The sequence below is a fragment of the Novipirellula aureliae genome, from assembly GCF_007860185.1.
Taxonomy (GTDB): domain Bacteria; phylum Planctomycetota; class Planctomycetia; order Pirellulales; family Pirellulaceae; genus Novipirellula_A; species Novipirellula_A aureliae.
The window spans coordinates 417,539-439,503 of the sequence record NZ_SJPY01000002.1 but is presented as its reverse complement, the minus strand read 5'-3'; the positions used below and the strand labels follow the sequence as shown (position 1 = coordinate 439,503).

Sequence of the window (21,965 nt, the reverse complement as noted above, 5' to 3'; positions counted from 1 at the left end):
AGAAATTACTGTATGCCTTCCATCTCCGCAGACCTGCCGGATCCCGATTCGGCGACCGGTTCGGACGTTGTTATCTATGACGGAGAATGCAATTTTTGCCGCTCGCAGGTCAAGAATCTACGTCGATTGGATCGAATAGGGCCTCGCTTGAGCTTTCTGTCGCTGCACGACGAACGCGTCGCCAAGCGGTATCCCGAATTATCAAAAGTGGATCTGATGCGGCAAATGTACGTGATTGACAGTCGTGGGACGCCGCATGGTGGAGCGGATGCTGTTCGTTATCTATCGCGTCGGCTGCCGCTGCTTTGGGTCGTCGCTCCGTTGTTACATACGCCGGGAACCGCGGGTCTTTGGCGATGGCTGTATCGCCAGGTGGCTAAACGCCGCTACCAATTGGCTGGGAAATCCTGCGACAACGGGTCGTGTCGCATCGGACAATGACGCGGTTACATGCGTCGGAGATTAATTTCTTCGACTTGCTCGTTGAGTGTACATGTGTCATATATGAACCCAATTCCTAGTAGTCCGCCAGTCAACAAATAAATAACACCGGTCACAATTTTTCCCATGTAGAGTCGGTGAACACCAAAAAGGCCTAAAAACGTGAGCAAAATCCAGGCGACGGTGTAATCGATCGATCCGTTTCGGTATCGGGCATTCGCCTCGTCCGCCATGTTGGGAATTAGGAACAGGTCAATAATCCAGCCCACCAGAAACAACCCGCCAGTGAAAAACCACAGGATTCCAGTCAAGGGTTTACCAAAGTAAAATCGGTGAGCTCCGACGAATCCGAGAATCCAAAACAGGTATCCCACCAATGCAGGGTGCGAAATTTCAGCGTTATAGGCGCTAGCGGTGCGATTTAGGTAGTCTTCCCCTCGTTGTGATGGCGAAGAGCTTGAATCGGAGAAACTGGTTGATTGCATCGTTGCTGGCCCCTGCTGATGATTGGAAAAATTCCGGTTGTTGGATCGCTATGACAATTTGTCTATTCGTTTTATGAGGATCATTCTTTGCAAATCATGGTCCATTTTCCTCAAATGGCAGAACCCCGGTTGATATTTTTTACTCATAAACGATAGTCAATGTCGCTCCCGCATTGCTCGTGGATAAACGAATCAAAACAAAAATACATGCCTGAAAAACTGATGCCCGAAGATACCGCTTCCCCTCACAACGAAATGGCCAACAATCAAATGCCTGCGACCGACGATTTGCGGATCGCGGCGATGATGACGTTAATGCCGCCCAACGAATTGATGAAGGAGTTTCCAGTTGAAAGGGAAGTCGCCGCGATCGTTGCCAACGCTCGCGATGGAATTAAACGAATTTTGGAAGAGGAGGACGATCGGTTGGTGGTCGTCGTCGGTCCATGCTCCATCCATGACCCCGAAGCAGCGATGGAGTACGCTCGGTTATTGGTCGAACAACAGCAAAAATATCGCGATCAATTGTTAATCGTGATGCGAGTCTATTTCGAAAAGCCACGTACCACGGTGGGTTGGAAAGGACTTATCAATGATCCTGGGCTTGATGGTAGTTTTGAAATCAACCGTGGTCTTCGCACCGCTCGAGGATTATTGCGAGACATCAACTCACTTGGGTTACCGACTGGTACCGAGTTCCTTGACTTGATTAGTCCTCAATATGTTGCCGATCTCGTCGGTTGGGGAGCGATTGGTGCACGGACGACCGAAAGCCAAGGTCACCGCGAGTTGGCGTCGGGGCTATCGTGCCCCGTTGGGTTTAAGAATGGTACGAGCGGTAATGTCCAAATCGCGGTTGACGCAATCTGCAGTGCCAAAAACCCACATCGTTTTCTATCCGTTACCAAGGAAGGACGATCGGCAATTTTTGCGACCAAGGGGAACGCAGATTGTCATATTATCCTGCGAGGCGGAGCGCATACCAATTACGATGCGGCCAGTATGGACGAGGCCTCGGCGCTTCTTGAGAAGGCGAATTTGTCGCCTCGAATCATGATCGACACCAGCCATGCGAATAGCCGCAAAAAGCACACCCGCCAACACTACGTTTGTCGTGATATTTGCAGCCAAGTGAGTGATGGTGATCACCGAATCATGGGCGTGATGGTCGAAAGCAATCTTGTCGCAGGCCGCCAAGATTTGGACAGCAAAGAATTGGTGCATGGCAAAAGTGTTACCGACGCTTGCATTGGATGGGATGAAACCGTGGTCGTGCTTCAAGAGTTAAATGATTCGGTGATCAACCGTCGCAGTGCCGGTGAACCGCTTATCTAGCATTGCTAGAGCATTTGGCAGAATGCCGTGGGCTGGCCGCGTGTTGCGTGGCTGGGGCTTCCAGCCGCAGCGTTCTTTTCAACCAGAACTGAAAACCCCCCAGCCACATCAAAATTCAAATTGCTCGAAGGTAGCTATCAACCTAGGGCGGAGAAACCGACACCATTGATTTTGGTTTCTCGACGTTTCTAATTTACAATAGCGCAATCATCCATCATTGATAGCGATGATTCTAACTATTTTCGAGACGTTGCAGCGGACAGTCTTCGTTCCTCGCGAAGGGCTTTCATAAGACTCACGCACATCAGAATGATCAGGATGCAAAAAGGCAGACCGATCGCGATTGCGGCCGTTTGGAGTGCCTTCAAGCCGCCCGCAACCAACAGGACCGATGCTAAGACCCCCTCCAATATTCCCCAAAACAAACGTGTGCCTTTGGAGGGGTTTTGATTGCCGCCTGACGCGATCATGTCAGCGACAAGCGACGCGGAATCGGAGGACGTGACGAAAAACAAAACCACGCACAACGTCCCTATCAGTGCTGTGACGGTCGGCAAAGGGTAGGCCCTTAGCATCACAAACATGGCCGTCGATGTGGTGTCGACTTGAGCTTTCTCCGAACCGGTTAAGACGGGTTCGGATAGATAGCCGCTAAGCGATAGCGATGCGTCCTTGGCCTTATATCTCCCATCGAAATGTTCCTCTGTGCTTGGATAGTAGGGGATTGTCCCGTTTTCGTGAACCAAAATGCCACGGTGATAGCGGACGGCGTTTCCTGACTTTGTTATCAGTCCATCATCAGTCTGTTGCATCAGCACGCCTTGAGGATTGGCAATGCCTTTCGCGGTCGGCCCGACCAACCAATCGCCCGTTTCCGACTGCGGTAAGCCTGACTCGGCATCCAAGTCCATCACTCGGTATGATTGGGGGGTGTAGTCGTAGTAGCCACTGACCTGCGGCGCTTCGGCATGCAATTCCTTGTAGATTTCTTGGTGGATTGCTGTATTGCCAAAACCGGTTAACCAAACCATCGCGACGGTTGATGGAACGAGTAGCACACCAGAGATAAACTCGCGGAGTGTCCGACCCTTCGAGACTCTCGCGATAAACATCCCGACAAAAGGCGACCACGATATCCACCAACCCCAATAGAACAATGTCCAATTGCCAAGCCACTGTGACCGAGAGGAGTCGGAGTAACTGGCGGTCCAAAACGAGGCGTGCGGCAAACGTTCGGCATAGGCACCGACATTCTCGACGAGTGCCCCCAGCAAATAAACGGTTGGGCCTGCAACAAAGAGAAACAATAGCAGCAATCCCGCCAACATCATGTTGATTTCACTGAGCCGGCGAACTCCGACATGCAAACCGGACAATAGTGAGGCAACGGCTAACCCCGTAATGCAAATGATCAATACGATTTGAGTGCCCGTGGTTTGCGGCAGACCGAACACGTAGGCCAATCCGGCATTGACCTGCTTTGCCCCAAATCCAAGCGAAGTCGCCAAACCAAACAGCGTCGCAACGACCGCCAAAACATCGATACTGTCGCCAATTCGACCATGGATCCGGTCACCGAGTAGCGGCTCGAACAAGGAGCGAAAACTGAGCGGTAGTCCACGCCGGAACCCGAAAAAAGCGATTGACGCACCGACAATCGAATAGAGTGCCCAGGGGTGCAAGCACCAATGGAAAAACGTCATCCCCATCGCACTGCGTGCTGCTTGTAGACTTTCGCTGCTGGTAATAAATGTTCCACGAGTATTCGGTGGAGCCAGAAAGTGGAACATCGGCTCGGCAACACCAAAGAACAGCATCCCGATCCCCATCCCTGCGCTAAACAACATCGCGAACCAAGTCACGGTCGAGAACTCGGGCTTGTCCTCGTCCCGGCCCAGCTTGATATCTCCGTAGCGGCTAAAGCAGAGATACAATGCGAACAGCAAGAATCCGGTCATCGACGCCAAGTACAACCAGCCAAAATAATGAGTGATCGTCGATTGCAGGTAATCGAAAAACATGAGTGCTCGCCGAGGCGCAGACGCAGCAATGGCGACGAATGCAATCACTAAAATCGCCGAAGCAGGAAACACGACGGGGTGAGCTTCGATTTCGACACCGAAAATGCGTCGTCGAATCGTCATTTGGGACATTCGGTATGGGATGGGGGGTTTCACGGCAATTGTTGGTCCTGTTGCTTTCGCGATCTCGCCGATTTACGTTTTAGAGAAATGGAAGATCCCCCACGCCAAATGCCCCTGTTTGCCACCTTCGACCCAATAGCCGAGACCTGTCTTCATCCGCCGCAGGTAGTCCACTGAGATGGAGTCGCGTATTTCTTCCTCTCGAAGTTCGGTCTCTTGAAGGACTCGTTCGTAATGGCGTATCAGATGCTCGGTGGCTTCGTCAAATTCGACAAACTTGAGCCCAACGGCATCGCACTCAGCCTTATAGAAATCGGGTGAAGCAAGTGTCGACAAATGGATTCGGCTGAGGATGTCATCTAGCACCCCATCAGGACAGTCAACGGCTTGCATCGGATCCGTAAAAACGAAATCCCCTGATGACTTGAGGACTCGCGAGACCTCTTGAATGACTTTGGTCCGGTTCCCGCTATGAAGAATAGCATCTTGGCTCCAAACGGCATCGTACGAGTTGTCACCAAGCGGGATGTCCTCGAAGCTGCCGTCGACGACATCGATCAAATGGTCGAGCGATTGTTCTGAGTTGAGCGAGCGATTTCGTGCGTTTTCGGTTTCGCTCAAGTTCAACGCGGTAACATGGCAACCGTATGTTTTCGCCAAATAACGCGCCGCTCCGCCGTAGCCGGAACCGAGATCCACGACTCGCGAGTTCTTGTCAATTCGATGGTCGATTCGATTGGCCATCTGATGGACCGTCCGCCGGCTGGCGACTTCAATCGCTTCGCATTCGGATTTGTACCAACCGATATGAATGTCTTCGCCACCCCAAATCAAGGAGTAGAAATTGTCGGCATCTTCGCTGTTGTAGTAGTCCCGTGCCGTCTCAACAGCGGTGGAATAGTTTTGCATGGAGGGTGTCAACGTTTGGTGGATTAAAAAGGGTCGTTTGACCAAGCATGTGGATGACGCGAGGCCTGTTGGGCACGCGGTTTAACTGCTTATTGAATCGTAGGATTTTTCAGCCACATGAATAAAGAAGTCCGGTTCTTCATCGTGATAGGTTTCCTGAAAGTCGCCAAAGGTTTCAATGTTTTGAAAACCGACCTCTCGCAGCAAGCGACGCATGTACTCTTTGCGTAGTGGAAACATATTCAAATGGTAGGAAGAGTCGTCGGGGAAGTCGTAGCGGAACCTTGCCAACCCGTCATCGATATGCTCTGGCTCGGCGCGAACGTTGTCGCCGCAGTAGTAGTAGGTGTGTTTCGTTGAAAAGCCGTTGTCGAGAATGTTATCGTAGTTCCGTTGGTCGAGCACCAAGATGCCATCATGCTTCAGCATCGCATAGTATTCCGCGAGCGCTTTTCGGCGGTCTCGTTCTTCGAACATATGAGTGAAGGAATTGCCGAGACAGATAATTGCATCATATTCGCCATGCACGTCGCGATTGAGCCAACGCCAATCCGCTTGCACGGTCCTAAGAATGTGCCCCCGTTTGCGCCCGTTTTCAAAAGCTTTGACTAGCATTTCAGGGCTGCCATCGGCACTAACGACGTCAAACCCAGCCTCGAGAAGTCGAACGCTATGAAAACCGGTTCCCGTCGCGACATCGAGCACATTCTTGACGCCATGTTGCCGGAGCGATTGGATGAAAAAGTCGCCTTCCGCGTCCGCGCGACTATCCCAATCGATCAACTCATCCCACTTGTCCACAAATCCTTTGATATACTCTTGTGCATAGTTTCCGGTTTCACGCTGTTTGACGGGATTGGCACCGAAACCTTGTCTTTCGGGAGACATTCGAGTGTGTTGAACGGTTGAGTTGTTTTCACGTTGCATGGGCTTCCTTGGGTGGAATGGAGTAGCGTGTTCCAAACTTTTTAGGTTGTTAGAAAACAAAGCTTAACGGCTTACGCAGGATTGAAAACCGTCGGCAATCCTCTCTTCTAGATGGCATGGCATTTGCGAAAATACGTCTTTGGCCAGCATAGAAAGATTCTATAATTGCTAATTTACCTGGGTTCCCAATTTTTGAGCAAAAAAAGGTGATGTTCATTGCTTGCTTCTGATGGGGAACCAGTCGCTGGCTATCGGCAATGCCTTAGGCGATCGTGGCTTGTCGACATCTTAGCGATTACACGGTATGTTATCGCTGAACTCTAAGCCATTTGAATGAGCGTACTTATCGCTTCTTTCCTTGCTTCAAAACTTTGCCGTTTTTCTGCTTCATGAACCGACCACTTTCGTATCGCTTTGCAGAGTTTGTGACGCGGCGTTCTTGGTGGATTTTATCCGTTTGGGTCGTGTTGGCGATCGTGCTTCGCACCGCAGCACCCTCTTGGAATGACATTGCTTACGATGGGGACTTTGAGTATCTGCCGTCGGAAATGACGAGTGTTCAAGGGGACCGACTTTTAGATGACGCTTTTCCGGGTATCCAAAGTCGAAGTCAAATCGTCTTGGTTCTCGGACGCGAGAAAGCAAGTCGGAGTTCAAAGGTCGAGTTGTTGAAAACGGACGACATTGTCGGCCTTGATCTGCTTCGCCGACTTTACCACCGGCTTGGTGTCGTCAGTTGGCGGCGAGGATTGGAACATGGATACACCAGCGGCAATCCTGAGGATACGCCCAATGCGGCATGGGCTTCGTGGATAACTTTATCGCGCGAAGCGCTGGACCAATCGATTCGGTTGGATCAGCGGTTCTATGAGCGGGTAGCTGAGCAATTGCCCGATGTGAAGTCGACGCACACCGAACCACGCATGGCAATCGCCTACTGGGACCGTGGACGACTGCTCGAGGCGTGGGGGGGAGAAGACGAGATGGTGGAGGGGGATTACGAGGCTGCGCTCCTCTTGATTCCCGATTTGCCGTCGCAAGTCATTCCTATCACCGAGCGAGATCTAAGTGGTTGGGATAGTTTGCTGGACGTTTTGGCTTGGGAAGATCCTGTCGTCGGACCGCGGTTACGAAAAGATGGTGTTCGTTTAGCCGTCCTCAAACTTTCCAGTGAATTAGCCGCCACCGGCAACATCAAAACAATCGATGCGGTGAACGAGTTGATCGATCAGGTGACTCGTTACAGCATGCCATTTACCGAGCCTGGGTTGGAGCTGCGAATGACGGGGTCCGCCGCTATCGGTGGTGAAACGTTGATGGGGGCGCGAGATGCCATTCGCTATACGGAGTTATTCACCGTCGGAATGATCTTATTCATCCTGACGGCGGTTTACCGAGCACCGCTACTGGTTGCAATCCCGATGATCTCCATCGGTTTTGCGGTCGTCGTCTCGATGAGTTTGGTGGCGTTATTGACTCGATGGTCGATGCAGGGAATTGTTCCCGGATTGGATATTCGCGTTTTTACGACCAGTCGCATCTTTGTGATTGTGATTCTGTTTGGCGCCGGAACGGACTACTGCTTATTTCTGATTTCCCGTTTGCGAGAAGAGGCAAGGGTATCGGCTTGGCCCGCCGCATGCCGCCGAGCGATCTCAGGGGTTCTGGGGGCTTTGATCGGTAGCGCGATGACCACGGTGGTCGGACTAGGGATGCTATGGATTGCGGCATTTGGAAAGTTTCATTACACCGGTCCTGTTATCGCGATCTGTTTACTCGTCGGCTTGCTTGTCTGCACGACGCTCACGCCAGCACTACTGCGAGTGTGTGGACCCGCTGTTTTCTGGCCGTCGAAAGTCCAGCAGCAAAAGCGGAAACCAAGGTCGCTGCTCGGTCCATCCGGTAGCCAATTGGCCAGCCAAGAGCACAGTGGATTTTGGGGACGGATCGCTATCCTGTTGACTCGCTATCCAGCCACAGCAATGCTGATCGGCGGTGCTCTATTGATCTTGCCTGCCACCTATGGGTTCAAGAACGAAGGTTCGGTCACCTATGATCTTAGCAGCCAACTCAACCATCAAGCGGAAAGCCGGCGGGGGCTCCGCTTGTTCGCCCAGCACTTCAACATCGGAGAGATCAACCCGGTTACCGTCCTTATCTGTCGCGCCGAGGATTCCGCTCGAGCGGATTTAAAAAAAGACGTTCGGAAATTGGCTGCCGAGCTCTATCAACAAGAAGGCGTAACCACCGTCCGAACCGCCGACGACCCACTCGGTGATTTTCCACCGAGCCGAGACATGAGTCTGTTTGGTAGTGATGCTGCGCGACGCCGCATCCTACAGAACCACCGTGTTGCACAACGCTACTTTTTCAGTGATGTGCCGAAATATGAAAACCGTTTGGTGCGGCTCGACGTGATGCTTGATGGTGACCCGTTTTCGGTCGAGACCGCTAATCGCGTCATAAAGCTAGAACAGTTCCTCAAACAACATCTGAATTCCGAAGGTTCCAATTGGAAAACCTCTGGAATCGACACAAAAGTCTTGCTCGCTGGGACGACGCCATCCATCATCGATTTGCGAAGCGTCACCCTTTCCGATAACCGCAGAATCAAAGTAGCGGTTGTCGTTGCGGTACTGCTCATCTTGATTTTGGTTCTCCGACGCTTCTTTTTGTCGTTGTACTTAATCTTGACCGTCCTCCTTAGTTACTATGCCACACTCGGTTTGACGGTATGGTTTTTCAAGCTCGCGTACGGAAACGATTATGTCGGCTTGGATTGGAAACTGCCTCTGTTCCTGTTTGTCATCTTGGTAGCGGTCGGACAAGACTACAACGTTTATTTGGTTACGCGAGTCTTGGAAGAACAGCGGCATCTCGGGGCAATCGCGGCCCTACGGCGTGCCGTCTCACGCACCGGAGGAATCATCACAGCATGCGGTTTGGTCATGGCTGCAACCTTCTTCAGTATGACCGCCGTGGTTTGGTTCCCGCCGATTGCTCGGACGTTTGGATTTGCATCCGAAAGCGGCGTCGCACTGCGTGGAATCGTTGAACTTGGGTTCGCCCTCGGTCTCGGCGTCCTGATCGACACGTTCTACGTTCGCACGATTCTCGTCCCCAGCTTCATGGCTCTCGTCGGCAAAGCGACGGGGAAATAGCCTAATCTTCAGCACGGGCTGCGGCGATTCCGGCCGCACGACCGGTACTGAAGGCCGCTTGAAAGTTATAGCCGCCGATCCATCCGTCCACGTCCAACACTTCACCAGCGATGAAGAGTCCCTGGGCGATTCGGCTTTCCATCGTGCGTGGATCCACTTCGTCGAGGGAGACGCCGCCCGCCGTAACCTCTGCCTTGTTGAAACCGCGCGTCCCATGGATCGGTAATCCCAGCGATTTCAATCCCACCAATATTTTCTGCCGAGCTGATTTTGATAGTTCGGCAATCGTCGTGTCGTTACACATTTCCATTGCGATCGAAGATGCCAAACGATTGGGAAGCCAGTCGGATAGGACCGCGGAAACGCGTCGGCGGCCATTTTTGGCAGCCGTGTTGAGCAATCGCAATTCAATCTCCTCCGCGGATCGATCCGGAACCAAATCGAGTGTCACCCTTAAATCCTTGCGGTGCTCATCGAGTGTCACGATGCGGCTAACATCCATCGCCGCAGGCCCCGAGAAACCAAAGTGGGTGAACAAACACGACGATCGCCGTATCATTTTATGTTTGGTTGTCACTTGACCATCGGACGTCCGGTTCGTTGCCGTGATGACGCAATCCTCAAGCGTGACGCCTGATAGTTCGTTCATCCAACCGTAGCCGCCCGTTAGTGGCACCAATGCAGGCCGTGTTTCGACGATCGTGTGCCCAAGTGTCTCTAGCCACCGGTAGGCGTCACCCGTCGTACCGCAGCCAGGCCAGCTACGTCCGCCTGCAGCCACAATCACGCGGTCCGCTTCGAAGATTTCGTGCTCTGTTTTGACTTGCCAACCATGATCGTCGCGCGATAAACCAATCACTGGCTGCGTTCGCTGGATCTTGACTCCGGCCTCCACCGCTTGGGCTTGCAACGCATCACGCACTTGAATCGCACGGTCGCTTTGCGGAAAGACTTTTCCGGTCGATTCGACTTTTGTTGCGACGCCTAGACGGTTGAACATATGCACGACATCTTGGGGTGAAAATGCCCCCACACTATGGCGAAGAAAGCGGCTTGCGTGACCATACCCAGGTAAGATTCCCTTGGCATCGGTATCGTGGGTCATGTTACACCGAGTGCCACCAGACATCAAAATCTTGACGCCGGTTTTTGTGTTCTTTTCAAGTAGAACGACGTTTGCTGCCCGTTGAGCCGCTTCCGCAGCAGCGATCAAACCAGCGGCACCAGCCCCGATGATGACGATTCGTGTTTGTGTCAAAACGGACCTGCGATTTGATTCTTGAAAAACGAAAAGGAGACGTTAAAGTTTAGTGAGTCAAGAACTCTAACACGAAGTGATGCTCAATATGGAAACCCAACAAGCGTCAACAAAACCTTTCGGCTTTCGTGAAGCCCGCACATTGATCGGCGATTTGAATCAGCCTAACCCGTGGATCTACTGGTCCGACTTTCTTGTCTCTATCATCATCGGCCACATTACATTTCATTTGATGTACTATTTGCCAAAGTGGTATGCTACTTCTACGGGGATGATACTTGCCGTTTCCCTATGCTATGTCATTACGGTCACTGCGTACATGCGGGCGCTAATGTTCATTCATGAACTGGTGCATTTGCCGAAGGGAAAGTACCTCGGGTTTCGGTTTGTGTGGAACGCCCTTTGTGGGATCTTCTTTCTTGTTCCGTCGTTTTTGTATTATCCTCATGTGGACCATCATCGACGAAAACATTACGGGACGGAGCATGACGGTGAGTACCTATCGCTAAGTCATCGTAGTCCCTGGTTGATCGTGGGATTCATTGTCCAAGCATTGTTGATCCCCTTTTTGGCCGTCGCTCGGTTTCTGATTATTAGCCCGATCTGCTGGTTCCTTCCCGGCGCTCGCCATTGGGTTCACCGCCACGCGTCCACCATGCTGGTCGATCCGTTCTATGAGCGAACGGATCGTTCACCTAAGTTGATGCGAACCGTTGTGATCCAAGAGTTCTTTTGCTTTGTATGGTTATTGTGGTTTTTCGTCCGTGGCGGCATTATGCGCGGCGAGTCGCTCGATCCGATTTGGTTGATTGCCTATGCCGTCGCGGTAGGACTGTTGATCCTAAACGAACTGCGCACTTTAGGGGCTCACCGATGGACGAATGAAGGGGGTGAGATGTCGTTCGAGGAACAGTTTCTCGATACCCTCAATTATCCATACCGTCCCTGGATCACCGAGCTCTGGGGACCAATCGGAACCCGCTATCATGCCCTGCACCATCTATTCCCGCGATTACCTTACCACAATCTAGGCAAAGCGCATCGGCGTTTGGTCGCAGGACTTCCGCCCGACTCGATCTATCATCAAACGATCGCCAAAAGCTTGACGAGCGAGATTGTCTCGCTTTGGAGACGGTCATCGGGTAGCGTAGCAGAGAGGTCGGAGCTGTAAACGGCGCTGCAACCACGAAACCACGAAACCATAAAATCAAAAAACATGGTTGGACTGAGAACGACGGAGCCTTCCACGACATCGCGACCGCTCACCGTGCTTTCTATGTCCGAGCACGAGTTGACTATCGAATTCGTAATCGTTCACGGCCTTCAGTCATGAACGGTTACTTGAATTTGAACTCGGGTCATCACAGGCTGGAAGCCTATGCCACGGGTGAATCACGTGTCTCGGAGAGACTCGGCTACTGAAGGTAACCTTAGCGGCCTGCAAACGTAAATTCGTTTCCGTCGTAGTCGACTTCGACCGACGTGCCTTCACTATATGAATTTTTCAATAGTGAAGCAGCCAACGGATTTTGAATTTCGCTCTGTATCACTCGTTTGAGCGGCCTTGCCCCATACGTCGGGTCGTAGCCAACCGAGGCAATCTCATCCACGGCTCGATCGGTCACATCCAGTCGCAAGCCATTTTGTTGCAACCGAGTGGATAATGTTTGCAACTGGATCATCACAATTTGCCGAATCTCTTTCCGGTTGAGCGGATGGAAGATAACAATGTCGTCAATGCGGTTCAAAAACTCAGGCAAGAACCTTGCCTTGAGTGACTCTTGAACGGCTTCACGCATCTCGTCTTCGCTACCGCCCTCTTCAGTGACCCGCTGAATCGCTTGGCTGCCCGCGTTACTGGTCATGACGATGACTGTATTGGTAAAGTCGACGGTTCGTCCATGTCCGTCAGTCAATCGTCCATCGTCGAGCACCTGCAACAAAATATTGAAAACGTCCGAATGCGCTTTCTCTATCTCATCGAGTAACAGCACGGAATAGGGGCGTCTCCGCACCGCTTCGGTCAACTTGCCACCTTCTTCGTAACCGACATATCCAGGAGGGGCACCGATTAGCCGAGCGACACTATGCCGTTCCATAAACTCGCTCATGTCGATTCTTAGCATCGCATGTTCGTCGTCGAACATCACTTCCGCCAAGGCCTTGCAGAGTTCGGTTTTTCCAACGCCCGTTGGTCCGAGAAACAAGAACGAACCAATCGGACGCTGCGGATCTTGAAGACCACTGCGGCTACGGCGGACCGCGTTAGAAACGGCGGTGACCGCTTCGTCTTGGCCAATCACCCGCAGGTGCAATCGCTCCTCCATCACCAACAATTTGGCACGCTCAGTTTCCAACATCCGGCTCAGTGGAACCCCGGTCCACGAGCTGACGACCTCCGCGATTTCGTCTTCGGTAACGTCATGCCTTAGCAGTCGCCGCTTTTCTTCGTGCTTGTCGTCTTCGTCCCGTTTGCTGGCTGCTTCACGTTGTTCGACGTCATCCAAACGCTCTTGCAACTTCGTCAATTGGCTGCGCACATCAAGCATTTCTCGATAGACATCCTCGGGGCTTTCGCCACGGAGCTGTTTCTGTTTCGCTTCCGTGTCGAGCGTTGCGAAGCGGTGTTCCAATTGCTCGATTTCTTTGCGAACGGATTGTACGTCATCGAGTCCAAGCTTTTCCGCTTCCCATTGTTCACGCAGACTAGCGAGTTCTTGATTGATCGAATCCATTTCGGTTTCAATCTCTTCTCGCTTTTCGACTGCCGATTCTTCTTGTTCATCAACGAGTTGGCGATGAGCCAATTCCAATTGCCGTAGTCTGCGTTGTAAGCGGTCGATTGGCTCAGGAACACTTTCCTTTTCCATTGCCAATCGGCTAGCCGCTTCATCGATCAAATCGATTGCCTTGTCGGGCAAGAAGCGGTCAGCGATATAGCGATTCGACAGCGTGGCTGCCGCGACGATAGCGCTATCGGTAATGCGCACTCCGTGATGCGATTCGTAGCGAGACTTTAGTCCACGCAGTATTGCGATCGTGTCTTCCACATTGGGTTCGCCGACATAGACAGGTTGGAACCGTCGTTCGAGCGCCGCATCTTTTTCAATGTTTTGCCGATACTCGTCGAGTGTCGTCGCTCCGATACAGCGAAGCGAACCACGAGCCAATTCGGGTTTCAGCAGGTTCGCTGCATCGGCGCTACCCTCTGCTTTTCCGGCCCCGACGACAAGGTGCAGCTCATCGATAAACAATACGACGCGACCACCTGAATCTTTGACTTCACGCAAAACGGCCTTCAGTCGTTCTTCGAAATCACCTCGGAACTTAGCACCGGCAACGAGAGCCCCCATGTCGAGCGAGACGACTCGTTTGTTCTTGAGACTTTGCGGCACATCGCCTTCGAAAATCCGCAATGCCAACCCTTCGGCGATCGCCGTTTTTCCAACGCCAGGTTGCCCGATCAAGACAGGGTTGTTTTTGGTTCTCCTCGACAAAACTTGGATCACCCGACGGATTTCGTTGTCACGACCGATGACCGGATCAAGTTTGCCCTGCTCAGCAAGCTGGGTCAAATCGATGCCATACTTTTCCAAAGCTTGATACGTGTCTTCGGCGTTTTGATCGGTCACACGAGCCGATCCGCGAACTTCGCTCATCGCTTTGAGTACGTCACCGTCGTCGATTCCAACCAGTTTGAGCAGGTTCTTCGCTTTGCTTTCGGCGCGGGCAAGTCCCAGGAGCAAATGCTCGGTGCTAACGAATTCATCCTTTAGCTGTTCTGCCGCGTCAGCCGCTGCATCGAAGGTCTTTTGAAGTGTAGGTGCAATTTGCGGCTGGCGTCCTCCTGAGACCGACGGCAATTTCTTTAGCTCACTGTCGACGAGTGCTTTTAGCTCTTCCGCGTCCGCGTTCATCTTCTTCATCAGCGGGCGAGTGATTCCATCAGATTCGTCCAACATGGCGGCAAGTAATTGCAGCGGAGTGATCTCTGGATTCCCAGCCGAGGCGGCTCGAGCCTGCGATTCGGCAACGAGCGATTGAGCCTTTGTCGTTAATTTGTCAAATCGAAATGCCATGATAAGGTTCCTATTGTGATGTGCCTGGATTCCAACAAAAAAGTCCTGCGACGACGCCGCAGGACTTGATGACTGACAACCGTTTGCTCAGGCGTTAGTCTTTGACTTCGAAATCGGCGTCGATTGCGTCGTCATCTTGGCTGGCGGCGGCGGCTGCTTCGGACGCTCCACCACCGGCTGTGCTATCTCCGGCTGCCTCGGTCTTTTCGTAAAGTACCTTGCTAAAGGCCTGAGAGGCGGCATCGAGCTCGTCCGTCGCTTGCTTGATCGCAGCAACATCTTCTCCCTCGGCAGCCGTTTTGACCTTTTCAATCGCCTTGTTCATCGGCTCGGTATCCGAATCGGAAAGCTTGTCCTTGTTATCCGTCATCAACTTTTCGAGTTGATAAACCTGTTGGCTGGCCTTGTTGCGAGCTTCGACCAGTTCGAATTGACGTTTATCTTCATCCGCATTGACTTCAGCGTCTTTCCGCATTTGTTCGATCTCGTCCTCGCTCAAACCACCCGCTTCCTTGATCGTTACCGAAGCTTCTTTCCCCGTTTTGAGTTCCTTGGCCGAAACGCTGAGGATACCGTTTTGGTCGATGTCGAACTTGACTTCGATTTGCGGGACGCCTCGTGGCTGCGGTGGAATGCCCTCGAGATTGAATTCGCCCAGCAACCGGTTGTGTGCGGCTATTTTGCGTTCGCCTTGGAAGACTCGCACCGTTACCGCCGATTGGTTATCGGCAGCCGTACTGAAGACATTCTTCTTTTCGACGGGGATCGTCGTGTTGCGTTCGACAAGGGAAGTCATCACGCCGCCTTCGGTTTCAATTCCCAAGGTCAGTGGCGCTACGTCGAGCAGGAGAACGTCGGTTCGTTCACCCGCCAAAACGCTACCTTGAATCGCAGCACCGATGGCAACCACTTCATCGGGGTTGACCCCTTGATGAGGTTCTTTGCCGCCGAAAATTGCCTTGACCGTTTCGCGAACCTTGGGGACCCGCGTGCTACCACCAACCAAGACGACCTCATCGATGTCGCTAGGCTTCATTCCTGCGTCCTTCAACGCTTGCAACACAGGTTCACGGACCTTTTCGACGAGCGAATCGATCAACTCTTCGAATTTGCTTCGGGTGATTTTCATCGTCAGGTGCTTCGGACCTGATTGATCCATCGTGATAAACGGCAAATTGATGTCGGTTTCAGGCAGGGTACTGAGTTCTTTCTTGGCCTTTTCGCAAGCTTCCTGCAATCGCTGTAACGCCATTGCGTCGTTTCGAAGATCGATTCCACTTTCCTTCTTGAAATCGCTTGCGACATAATGAATCAGAGCTTCGTCAAAGTCGTCACCACCGAGGTGTGTGTTCCCTGCGGTACTGATAACTTGGAACACTCGACTTTCCTGATCTTCATCCCCGCTGTCGGCAACTTCCAATACCGAAACGTCGAACGTACCACCACCAAGGTCAAAGACGATGATCTTCTCGTCTTTCTTCTTGTCGAGGCCGTAAGCGAGTGCAGCAGCCGTTGGTTCGTTGATGATCCGAGCGACTTCCAAGCCCGCGATTTGGCCCGCGTTCTTCGTCGCTTGTCGTTGAGCATCGTTAAAGTATGCCGGGACGGTGATAACCGCTTTGCTGACTTTATGGCCCAAGTACGACTCAGCCGCTTCCTTCAACTTGCGCAGAACCTTGGCTGAAATCTCTTCTGGCGAATACTCTTTATCACCGACCTTGATCTTGACGTACTCATCCGCAGCCCCGGTGACACCATAGGGAACCATCTTTTCTTCGGATTCAACCTCGTTGTGCCGACGACCCATGAAACGCTTGACCGAGTAAACGGTGCGTGTCGGGTTGGTGACCGCTTGACGCCGGGCTGGTTCGCCGACGATCGTGTCTTCTTTGTCCGTGAACGCAACCACACTCGGGGTCAAACGGTTGCCTTCCGGGTTGGGGATAACCTTAGGCTCACTGCCTTCCATTACCGCCACGACGCTGTTGGTCGTGCCGAGGTCAATCCCGATAATTTTTTCGCCTTGAGCCATTTTGGTTCTCCAAATCTCTGTTTCGAATCGTTCGCTGTGAATGCTGGCTAGAATAAAACATCCGTTTGTTCTAACCTGCAACGTTTGTCAAAACCGTTTCGGTTTTCGTCTTTCGTTTGATGCCAGCTAAGTTCTTACCGGCGTGTCGAATCGTCAGTTTCTTAGCAGCGAAGGTGGATATTGGCAAAGCCCGTGCCGAATCGCTTGTCAAGTCCGTATTTTTTGTGGCAGTCGCAGAAAAACACAGTTTTTCCTATACTCAAAGCAATCACAGTAAATTTATTTTGCGTTCGGAAATGCTTTTTTGGCAGTCCGGAAAAATCGCTGATTCCCTCGAGATGGCAGCATGTCAATATGACAGTTGCAGGCCGTCTCCCTCAATAAAGCAGGTCAACATGCATACCTCTCAAGACGAAATCAATCGGCTCGACGCCCAGCTTCTTAAACTTCTCGACCGACGGGCGCTGATGGTCGAATGGATGTTGTCAAACGCGGATTCGCAATCCGTGTGCGGAGGCATTGCGTCGGCAGCGAAGCAGATTGAGCGGGTTATCTCTAAATACGATGATCAAAATTCATCGATCGACGATGCGTCTCGCCGAGAGGTTCTGCAACATGTCGCAAGCGTTTGTTTGGCGTCCGTGCAGGAACTTCGCGTCGCCTTCTTAGGGCCAAAGTACAGTTATAGTCATTTGGCGTCACTCAAGTATTTTGGGGAAGGTGCCGACTTTGCTCCCGTTGGCTCGATCGCAGGCGTCTTCGAAGCTGTCCTCCGGGGCGATGTTGCCGCCGGTTTGGTGCCGATCGAAAATAGTACCGATGGGAGGGTCGTCGATACGCTCGGCATGTTCGTCCGACAAAAATTACCGATATGTGGCGAAGTGGTGCTCCCCATTCATCACAACTTGCTTTCACGATCACCGCGCGAAGCGATCACCGAAATCCATAGTAAACCGCAAGCGTTGTCGCAATGCCGTCAATGGTTGTCGATCCACTTCCCCTCGGTAAGTATTGTGGAGAGCGGCAGTACCACCGCAGCCGCAGAGTTGGCGGCAAGCGAATGTGGAATCGCGGCGGTTGCCAGTCTTGAGGCAGGACGCCAGTACAAACTTGACGTGATTGCAGCAAATATCGAAGACAATCCAAATAATGTGACCCGCTTTGCGGTGCTCGGGAAAGACCTACCTGCACCTACGGGTGATGACAAAACATCGCTCTTGTTCCAAGTCAATCATCAACCGGGCGCCTTGGCCGATGTGATGACTATCTTTAAGCATCACGAACTGAACTTGACATGGATCGAATCGTTTCCGTCATCAGAAACGCCGAACGAGTATCACTTTTTCATCGAATTGACAGGACACCGTGACGAGAAAAACGTTGCGGCGGCGTTCGCAGAACTGTACAAGCAAACTCAGCAGCTTGAGATCCTTGGGTCGTATCCGCGTGGTCGATAGTCAGCCGTTTGAGAGATTGGCTAGCGATTGTCGCTCTGCCCTCCCCCGAGCGGAAAGCGCCTTCGGTTAGGGTGCCCCCTTTTAATCTTAATCCCTTTTTAATCCGTTTCGGTGACAACGACGATCCAACCGGTATCGGCAATCTCCGCGGGGCGCCCGTGGACAATGATCGGTTCGGTGGCTGCCATCGTCATTGTTTGCTCGATCGGATCTTGGATCATCGACACGTTTTCAGCGGTGTCCTCGCTGCCTATTGGGTCACTGCGACGCATCCGTTGGCGACGCCGTTCAAGCATCTGACCAACCCAAGCTTCATCGAGATGAGGCGGTTCGTCGGTTTCGCTACGCTGTCCTAGTTTGGGATGCTGGAGCAACATGCCTCGCTGGCCTGCGAATTGGTCGGGTCGGGTGTCGATCAACCACGTATTTGGGTCCATCGCAAAATCCCCCAACTCAACCGACATCGCCATGACACCGATCTTCTTTCGGGCATATTGTTCCACTTCTGCGTCGTAGATCGGCACCGAAAAGGAAACTTGAAGCGCATGGGTGTTGGTGCTTTGGTACGCAACCGACATATAGACGAGTTTGCCCACCAATGGTTTGGGTTGCTCATTGGCAGCCAGCATTTCCGCTAGGTCGAAGTCGCGTCCAAGACCATGGAAATAATCACGGTGACGGTAGTTGCGTCCAATACTTTCCGAAGGGCGAACGCGAGCCAATTGGGTACCATCGACTCCTTGCACGAACCACGATACGGACTTCACCGCGCGTTGATTGTCGATGTAACGAGCTTGTAGCCAATTCTGCAGCTGACTTCTTGCAGGCTCCAATTGCTCGAGTACCAGACCGCCGTCATCGCGGTCGGGGTCAACCGATGCCGTTGGTACTTTCTTGTTCAGTTCGACAATCAATTGCCGGAGAACGGGCGACGATGCTTCCGCTTCCAAGATCCGCCATCTCAGATCAATCTCATTGGCAATTGAGTTGGCTAGGAACTTTGCCGACATCGCCATCGACTCGCTACGAAGTCGTTCGGCTCGCTGTTGCGCCTCAGCGGCTTCCGTTTGAGCGGCTTGTGCATCCTTTCGCAAGTACCTTTCGCGGGTTGCATAGGCACCGAGCGTTAGCAAGGCAAACACGGTCAAGATAGATCCGATAGCCAATGCCACCAACGCCGTCTGTGTTGCTGAACGATTGTGTCGGGCGACACGCATCGATCGAGCCAGCCACGATTCTTTGTGTGCGGCGACTGGCTGGTCAGCCAAAAAGGCTTCGACATCCTCCGCCATCTTCAACGCGGTCGAATAGCGATGAGACGGCTTCAAGGATAGCGCCTTGTAGGCGATCGATGCCAAGGCGGGGGGGACATGCGTGCGAATGTCACGTAGCGGAGTGATTTGGCCGTCAATCACCCGTTGTTTGACTTCGACGAGCGAGGAGCCATCCACGGGGGCGCGTCCACAAAGAATTTTGTAGAGGGTCGCCCCAAGACTATAGATATCGCTCGCCGGTGTTGGGGCCAACATCGATGCTTGCTCGGGACTCATGTAAAGCGGAGTCCCCGCTCCGTGCCCCGATGTGCTGCTTTCGCCCGCCGGCACTGGCATCAACGTGTTTTCGCCACTTTGCCGGAACGGTTCATCACGCACAACGGGGATCGCCAATCCCCAATCGACAACGATTGTTTCGCCATATTTTCCCAGCATAACGTTCGCAGGTTTAATATCGCGATGCACAATCCCACGATTGTGTGCATACGCGATCGTCTTGCAAACCGAAACAAAGTGATTGAGTAAAAGACGGTAACGAGGATCGTTTTCAATCGCTCCGCCAGACCGTCCCGTTGCCGAGCCATGCTTGGCGGGATTCTCCGGCACTGGATTGTGCAGCGTCATCACCAAGTCGTCCATCGACTGGCCGTCGATGAAACGCATCGCATAGAATGGAGTGCCCTCATCGGTCTGACCGACACCATAAAGTGGGATCACACCTGGGTGTTCGAGTCTCGCAGTGACCTCGGCTTCCAGGGCGAAGCGTTCGAGACACATTGGCTCGGACGCTAAATGTTGATGCAGAAACTTGACGGCGACACGACGATGAACCAGCATGTCCTCGCCGACATAGACCGCCCCAAGACCACCACGTTGCAAAAACTCCAACTCTTCGATCGTCGAATGGATGGGCAGTTTTGCGCCGTGCAAATCGGTCAGCAAGGGGCGTTTGTCAACATCGCCCACCATTTGCTTGTTGGCCTGCTCATCATCACTCGCGCCGTCGAATTGTTCAATGTCGGCCATTTTCGAGCCACTCAATCGAGTGGATTGAAGGTCAGCCCACTCAGTAGTTTAGGATAGAAATAAGTACTCTTCGCTGGCATCCGTTCCTTGTGCAAACTGATCGCCTCCACATGAGCCAATTTCGCTGGCATCACCAACGCAGCCAATGTGTACGGTTCGTCTGAATCGCTTTCCGCCTGGCTGCCTTCGCCCTTGATCCCTTCAATCAATTCGCTGACGTCGTGAACATAAGTCGGCTTTGGATGACCCGCCGATTCCAACAGGTTATCAATAACAAGTCGATGTAGCAAACTAACTCCCAAATGCTGCCAATCGTCACTTCGTTCTGGTGCAATCTCTTTCATCTTTTCGTGAGCAGCATCGGTCGCTTTGCACAATACCCATGTCTGATCTTCCGCGGCGTATAGACCGATCCAACCTTGGTCGTCGGCCGATTCCATGTTCGACCATACGGCGGAAGCCGCATCGATGCCGCCGCCAACGACTTCGCAATCGAAGGGACCCGTTAGCCGAGCGACAAGATTCGCAGAGGAAAACGCCTTCGTTCCACGGACCAGCCGATGCGTAGGCAAAACAATCATCCCAGGGTCACTCATCCCAACAAGCATCGTCATGACAAAGTTGGCGGGATGGTCCTCAGGAAGCGTTCCGAGCATTTCGGTTTGATAATCGCGGTAATTCGCAGCGGTCTCGTAGCGATGATGACCATCGGCAACAAACATTGGCTTGTCGGCCATCAATGCACTCACTTTCGAAATCACCGATTCGTCGGTAACAGGCCACAGTTTATGGATGACCCCCAAATGATCGGTCGCCTCGATACATTCGGCTCCCGCCGTCGCAGTATCGAGAAGTGTGATGATTTCGTTTTCAGGGTCAGGGTAGAGACCAAAGATTTGACTGTTGTTCTGCTTCGTCGCTTTGGTTAGTTTCAGACGGTCGACTTTCGCCTTCGGATGCGTTTCTTCGTGCGGATAGACGTTGCCTTCGCCAAACGGTTGAATGCGCACGCGACCCATGAAACCACGGCGATTGAAGGTTTGTCCGTCAATTGTGAACTCTTGGTGATAGACATAGTAGGCGGGCGAGGGGTCCCGTTTAAGCACCCCCTCACTCTTCCATTGCTCGACAAACTTTGCCGCCCGCTCATATTTCTCGTCGCCCGAATCGCCAGGCTCTTGACGGTTTAGAATGATTCGAATCACGTTCGCTGCATGACGCTTGTAAAGTTGGTCTTGCAGTTCTGGATCGATCACGTCGTAGGGGGGCGCGATCACATCTGAAATCGATCCGACATGGTCTAGGTTGTAGCGGACAGCAGCAAAAGGAGCGATTTGAGGCATTTTGTATCGGTCAATGTGGGATTGGGAAATGAAAAGCGACGTAGCCTAGGCTACGAAAAATCGAAAAAGCATACGTATCCCAGGTCAGGCCTGG

The 21,965-nt window shown here is 52.4% G+C and carries 14 protein-coding genes; 5 read left to right on the top strand and 9 right to left on the bottom strand.

Features of this window, described 5'->3' with window-relative positions:
- The first annotated feature begins 12 nt into the window (after nucleotides 1–12).
- The gene (locus Q31b_RS07490; RefSeq protein ID WP_146599059.1) at nucleotides 13–441 is read left to right on the top strand and encodes a thiol-disulfide oxidoreductase DCC family protein; all 429 of its coding nucleotides are present in this window, start codon (nucleotides 13–15) and stop codon (nucleotides 439–441) included.
- Between the two features lie 5 nt (nucleotides 442–446).
- Here the strand turns inward: Q31b_RS07490 and Q31b_RS07485 are convergent, their stop codons facing one another.
- The gene (locus tag Q31b_RS07485; RefSeq protein ID WP_146599058.1) at nucleotides 447–926 is read right to left on the bottom strand and encodes an NINE protein; all 480 of its coding nucleotides are present in this window, start codon (nucleotides 924–926) and stop codon (nucleotides 447–449) included.
- Between the two features lie 207 nt (nucleotides 927–1,133).
- Here Q31b_RS07485 and Q31b_RS07480 point away from each other — a divergent pair, with 207 nt between their 5' ends.
- Nucleotides 1,134–2,261: a 3-deoxy-7-phosphoheptulonate synthase gene (locus Q31b_RS07480; RefSeq protein WP_390622311.1), complete on the top strand. Its 1,128-nt coding sequence runs from the start codon at nucleotides 1,134–1,136 to the stop codon at nucleotides 2,259–2,261.
- A 236-nt stretch (nucleotides 2,262–2,497) separates the two neighbouring features.
- On the opposite strand, the gene Q31b_RS07475 is transcribed toward Q31b_RS07480, so the two are convergent.
- The 3 genes from Q31b_RS07475 to Q31b_RS07465 form a co-directional block, all read right to left on the bottom strand.
- Nucleotides 2,498–4,405, bottom strand: a complete 1,908-nt coding sequence (locus tag Q31b_RS07475) for a BCCT family transporter (RefSeq protein ID WP_197171118.1) — start codon at nucleotides 4,403–4,405, stop codon at nucleotides 2,498–2,500.
- Between the two features lie 72 nt (nucleotides 4,406–4,477).
- Entirely contained in the window at nucleotides 4,478–5,314 is an 837-nt protein-coding gene (locus tag Q31b_RS07470) for an SAM-dependent methyltransferase (RefSeq protein WP_146599056.1), read from the bottom strand.
- Nucleotides 5,315–5,395: 81 nt separating this feature from the next.
- Entirely contained in the window at nucleotides 5,396–6,241 is an 846-nt protein-coding gene (locus Q31b_RS07465) for a glycine/sarcosine N-methyltransferase (RefSeq protein ID WP_197171116.1), read from the bottom strand.
- A gap of 389 nt (nucleotides 6,242–6,630) precedes the next feature.
- Between Q31b_RS07465 and Q31b_RS07460 the strand changes: the two genes are divergently transcribed.
- Complete coding sequence (locus Q31b_RS07460) at nucleotides 6,631–9,402, top strand: MMPL family transporter (RefSeq protein ID WP_146599055.1); 2,772 nt, start codon at nucleotides 6,631–6,633, stop codon at nucleotides 9,400–9,402.
- Nucleotide 9,403: 1 nt separating this feature from the next.
- Here Q31b_RS07460 and Q31b_RS07455 read toward each other — a convergent pair whose 3' ends face one another.
- Entirely contained in the window at nucleotides 9,404–10,660 is a 1,257-nt protein-coding gene (locus tag Q31b_RS07455; RefSeq protein WP_146599054.1) for a BaiN/RdsA family NAD(P)/FAD-dependent oxidoreductase, read from the bottom strand.
- 88 nt (nucleotides 10,661–10,748) lie between these two features.
- On the opposite strand from Q31b_RS07455, the gene Q31b_RS07450 reads away from it, so the two are divergent.
- Nucleotides 10,749–11,831: a fatty acid desaturase family protein gene (locus tag Q31b_RS07450; protein ID WP_146599053.1), complete on the top strand. Its 1,083-nt coding sequence runs from the start codon at nucleotides 10,749–10,751 to the stop codon at nucleotides 11,829–11,831.
- A gap of 259 nt (nucleotides 11,832–12,090) precedes the next feature.
- Here Q31b_RS07450 and clpB read toward each other — a convergent pair whose 3' ends face one another.
- Both clpB and dnaK read right to left on the bottom strand, forming a co-directional pair.
- On the bottom strand, nucleotides 12,091–14,739 hold the full coding sequence (gene clpB / locus Q31b_RS07445) for an ATP-dependent chaperone ClpB (RefSeq protein ID WP_146599052.1): 2,649 nt from the start codon (nucleotides 14,737–14,739) through the stop codon (nucleotides 12,091–12,093).
- Between the two features lie 94 nt (nucleotides 14,740–14,833).
- Nucleotides 14,834–16,771, bottom strand: a complete 1,938-nt coding sequence (dnaK, locus tag Q31b_RS07440; RefSeq protein WP_146599051.1) for a molecular chaperone DnaK — start codon at nucleotides 16,769–16,771, stop codon at nucleotides 14,834–14,836.
- A gap of 395 nt (nucleotides 16,772–17,166) precedes the next feature.
- On the opposite strand from dnaK, the gene pheA reads away from it, so the two are divergent.
- Nucleotides 17,167–18,228 carry a prephenate dehydratase gene (gene pheA / locus Q31b_RS07435; protein ID WP_146599050.1) on the top strand — a complete coding sequence of 354 codons (1,062 nt, stop codon included), beginning with the start codon at nucleotides 17,167–17,169 and terminating at the stop codon, nucleotides 18,226–18,228.
- A gap of 98 nt (nucleotides 18,229–18,326) precedes the next feature.
- Here the strand turns inward: pheA and Q31b_RS07430 are convergent, their stop codons facing one another.
- Both Q31b_RS07430 and Q31b_RS07425 read right to left on the bottom strand, forming a co-directional pair.
- Nucleotides 18,327–20,528 (bottom strand): protein kinase domain-containing protein, encoded by a 2,202-nt coding sequence (locus tag Q31b_RS07430; protein WP_146599049.1) that lies wholly within the window; start codon nucleotides 20,526–20,528, stop codon nucleotides 18,327–18,329.
- Nucleotides 20,529–20,539: 11 nt separating this feature from the next.
- The gene (locus Q31b_RS07425; protein ID WP_146599048.1) at nucleotides 20,540–21,871 is read right to left on the bottom strand and encodes a DUF1015 domain-containing protein; all 1,332 of its coding nucleotides are present in this window, start codon (nucleotides 21,869–21,871) and stop codon (nucleotides 20,540–20,542) included.
- Nucleotides 21,872–21,965: the final 94 nt, after the last annotated feature.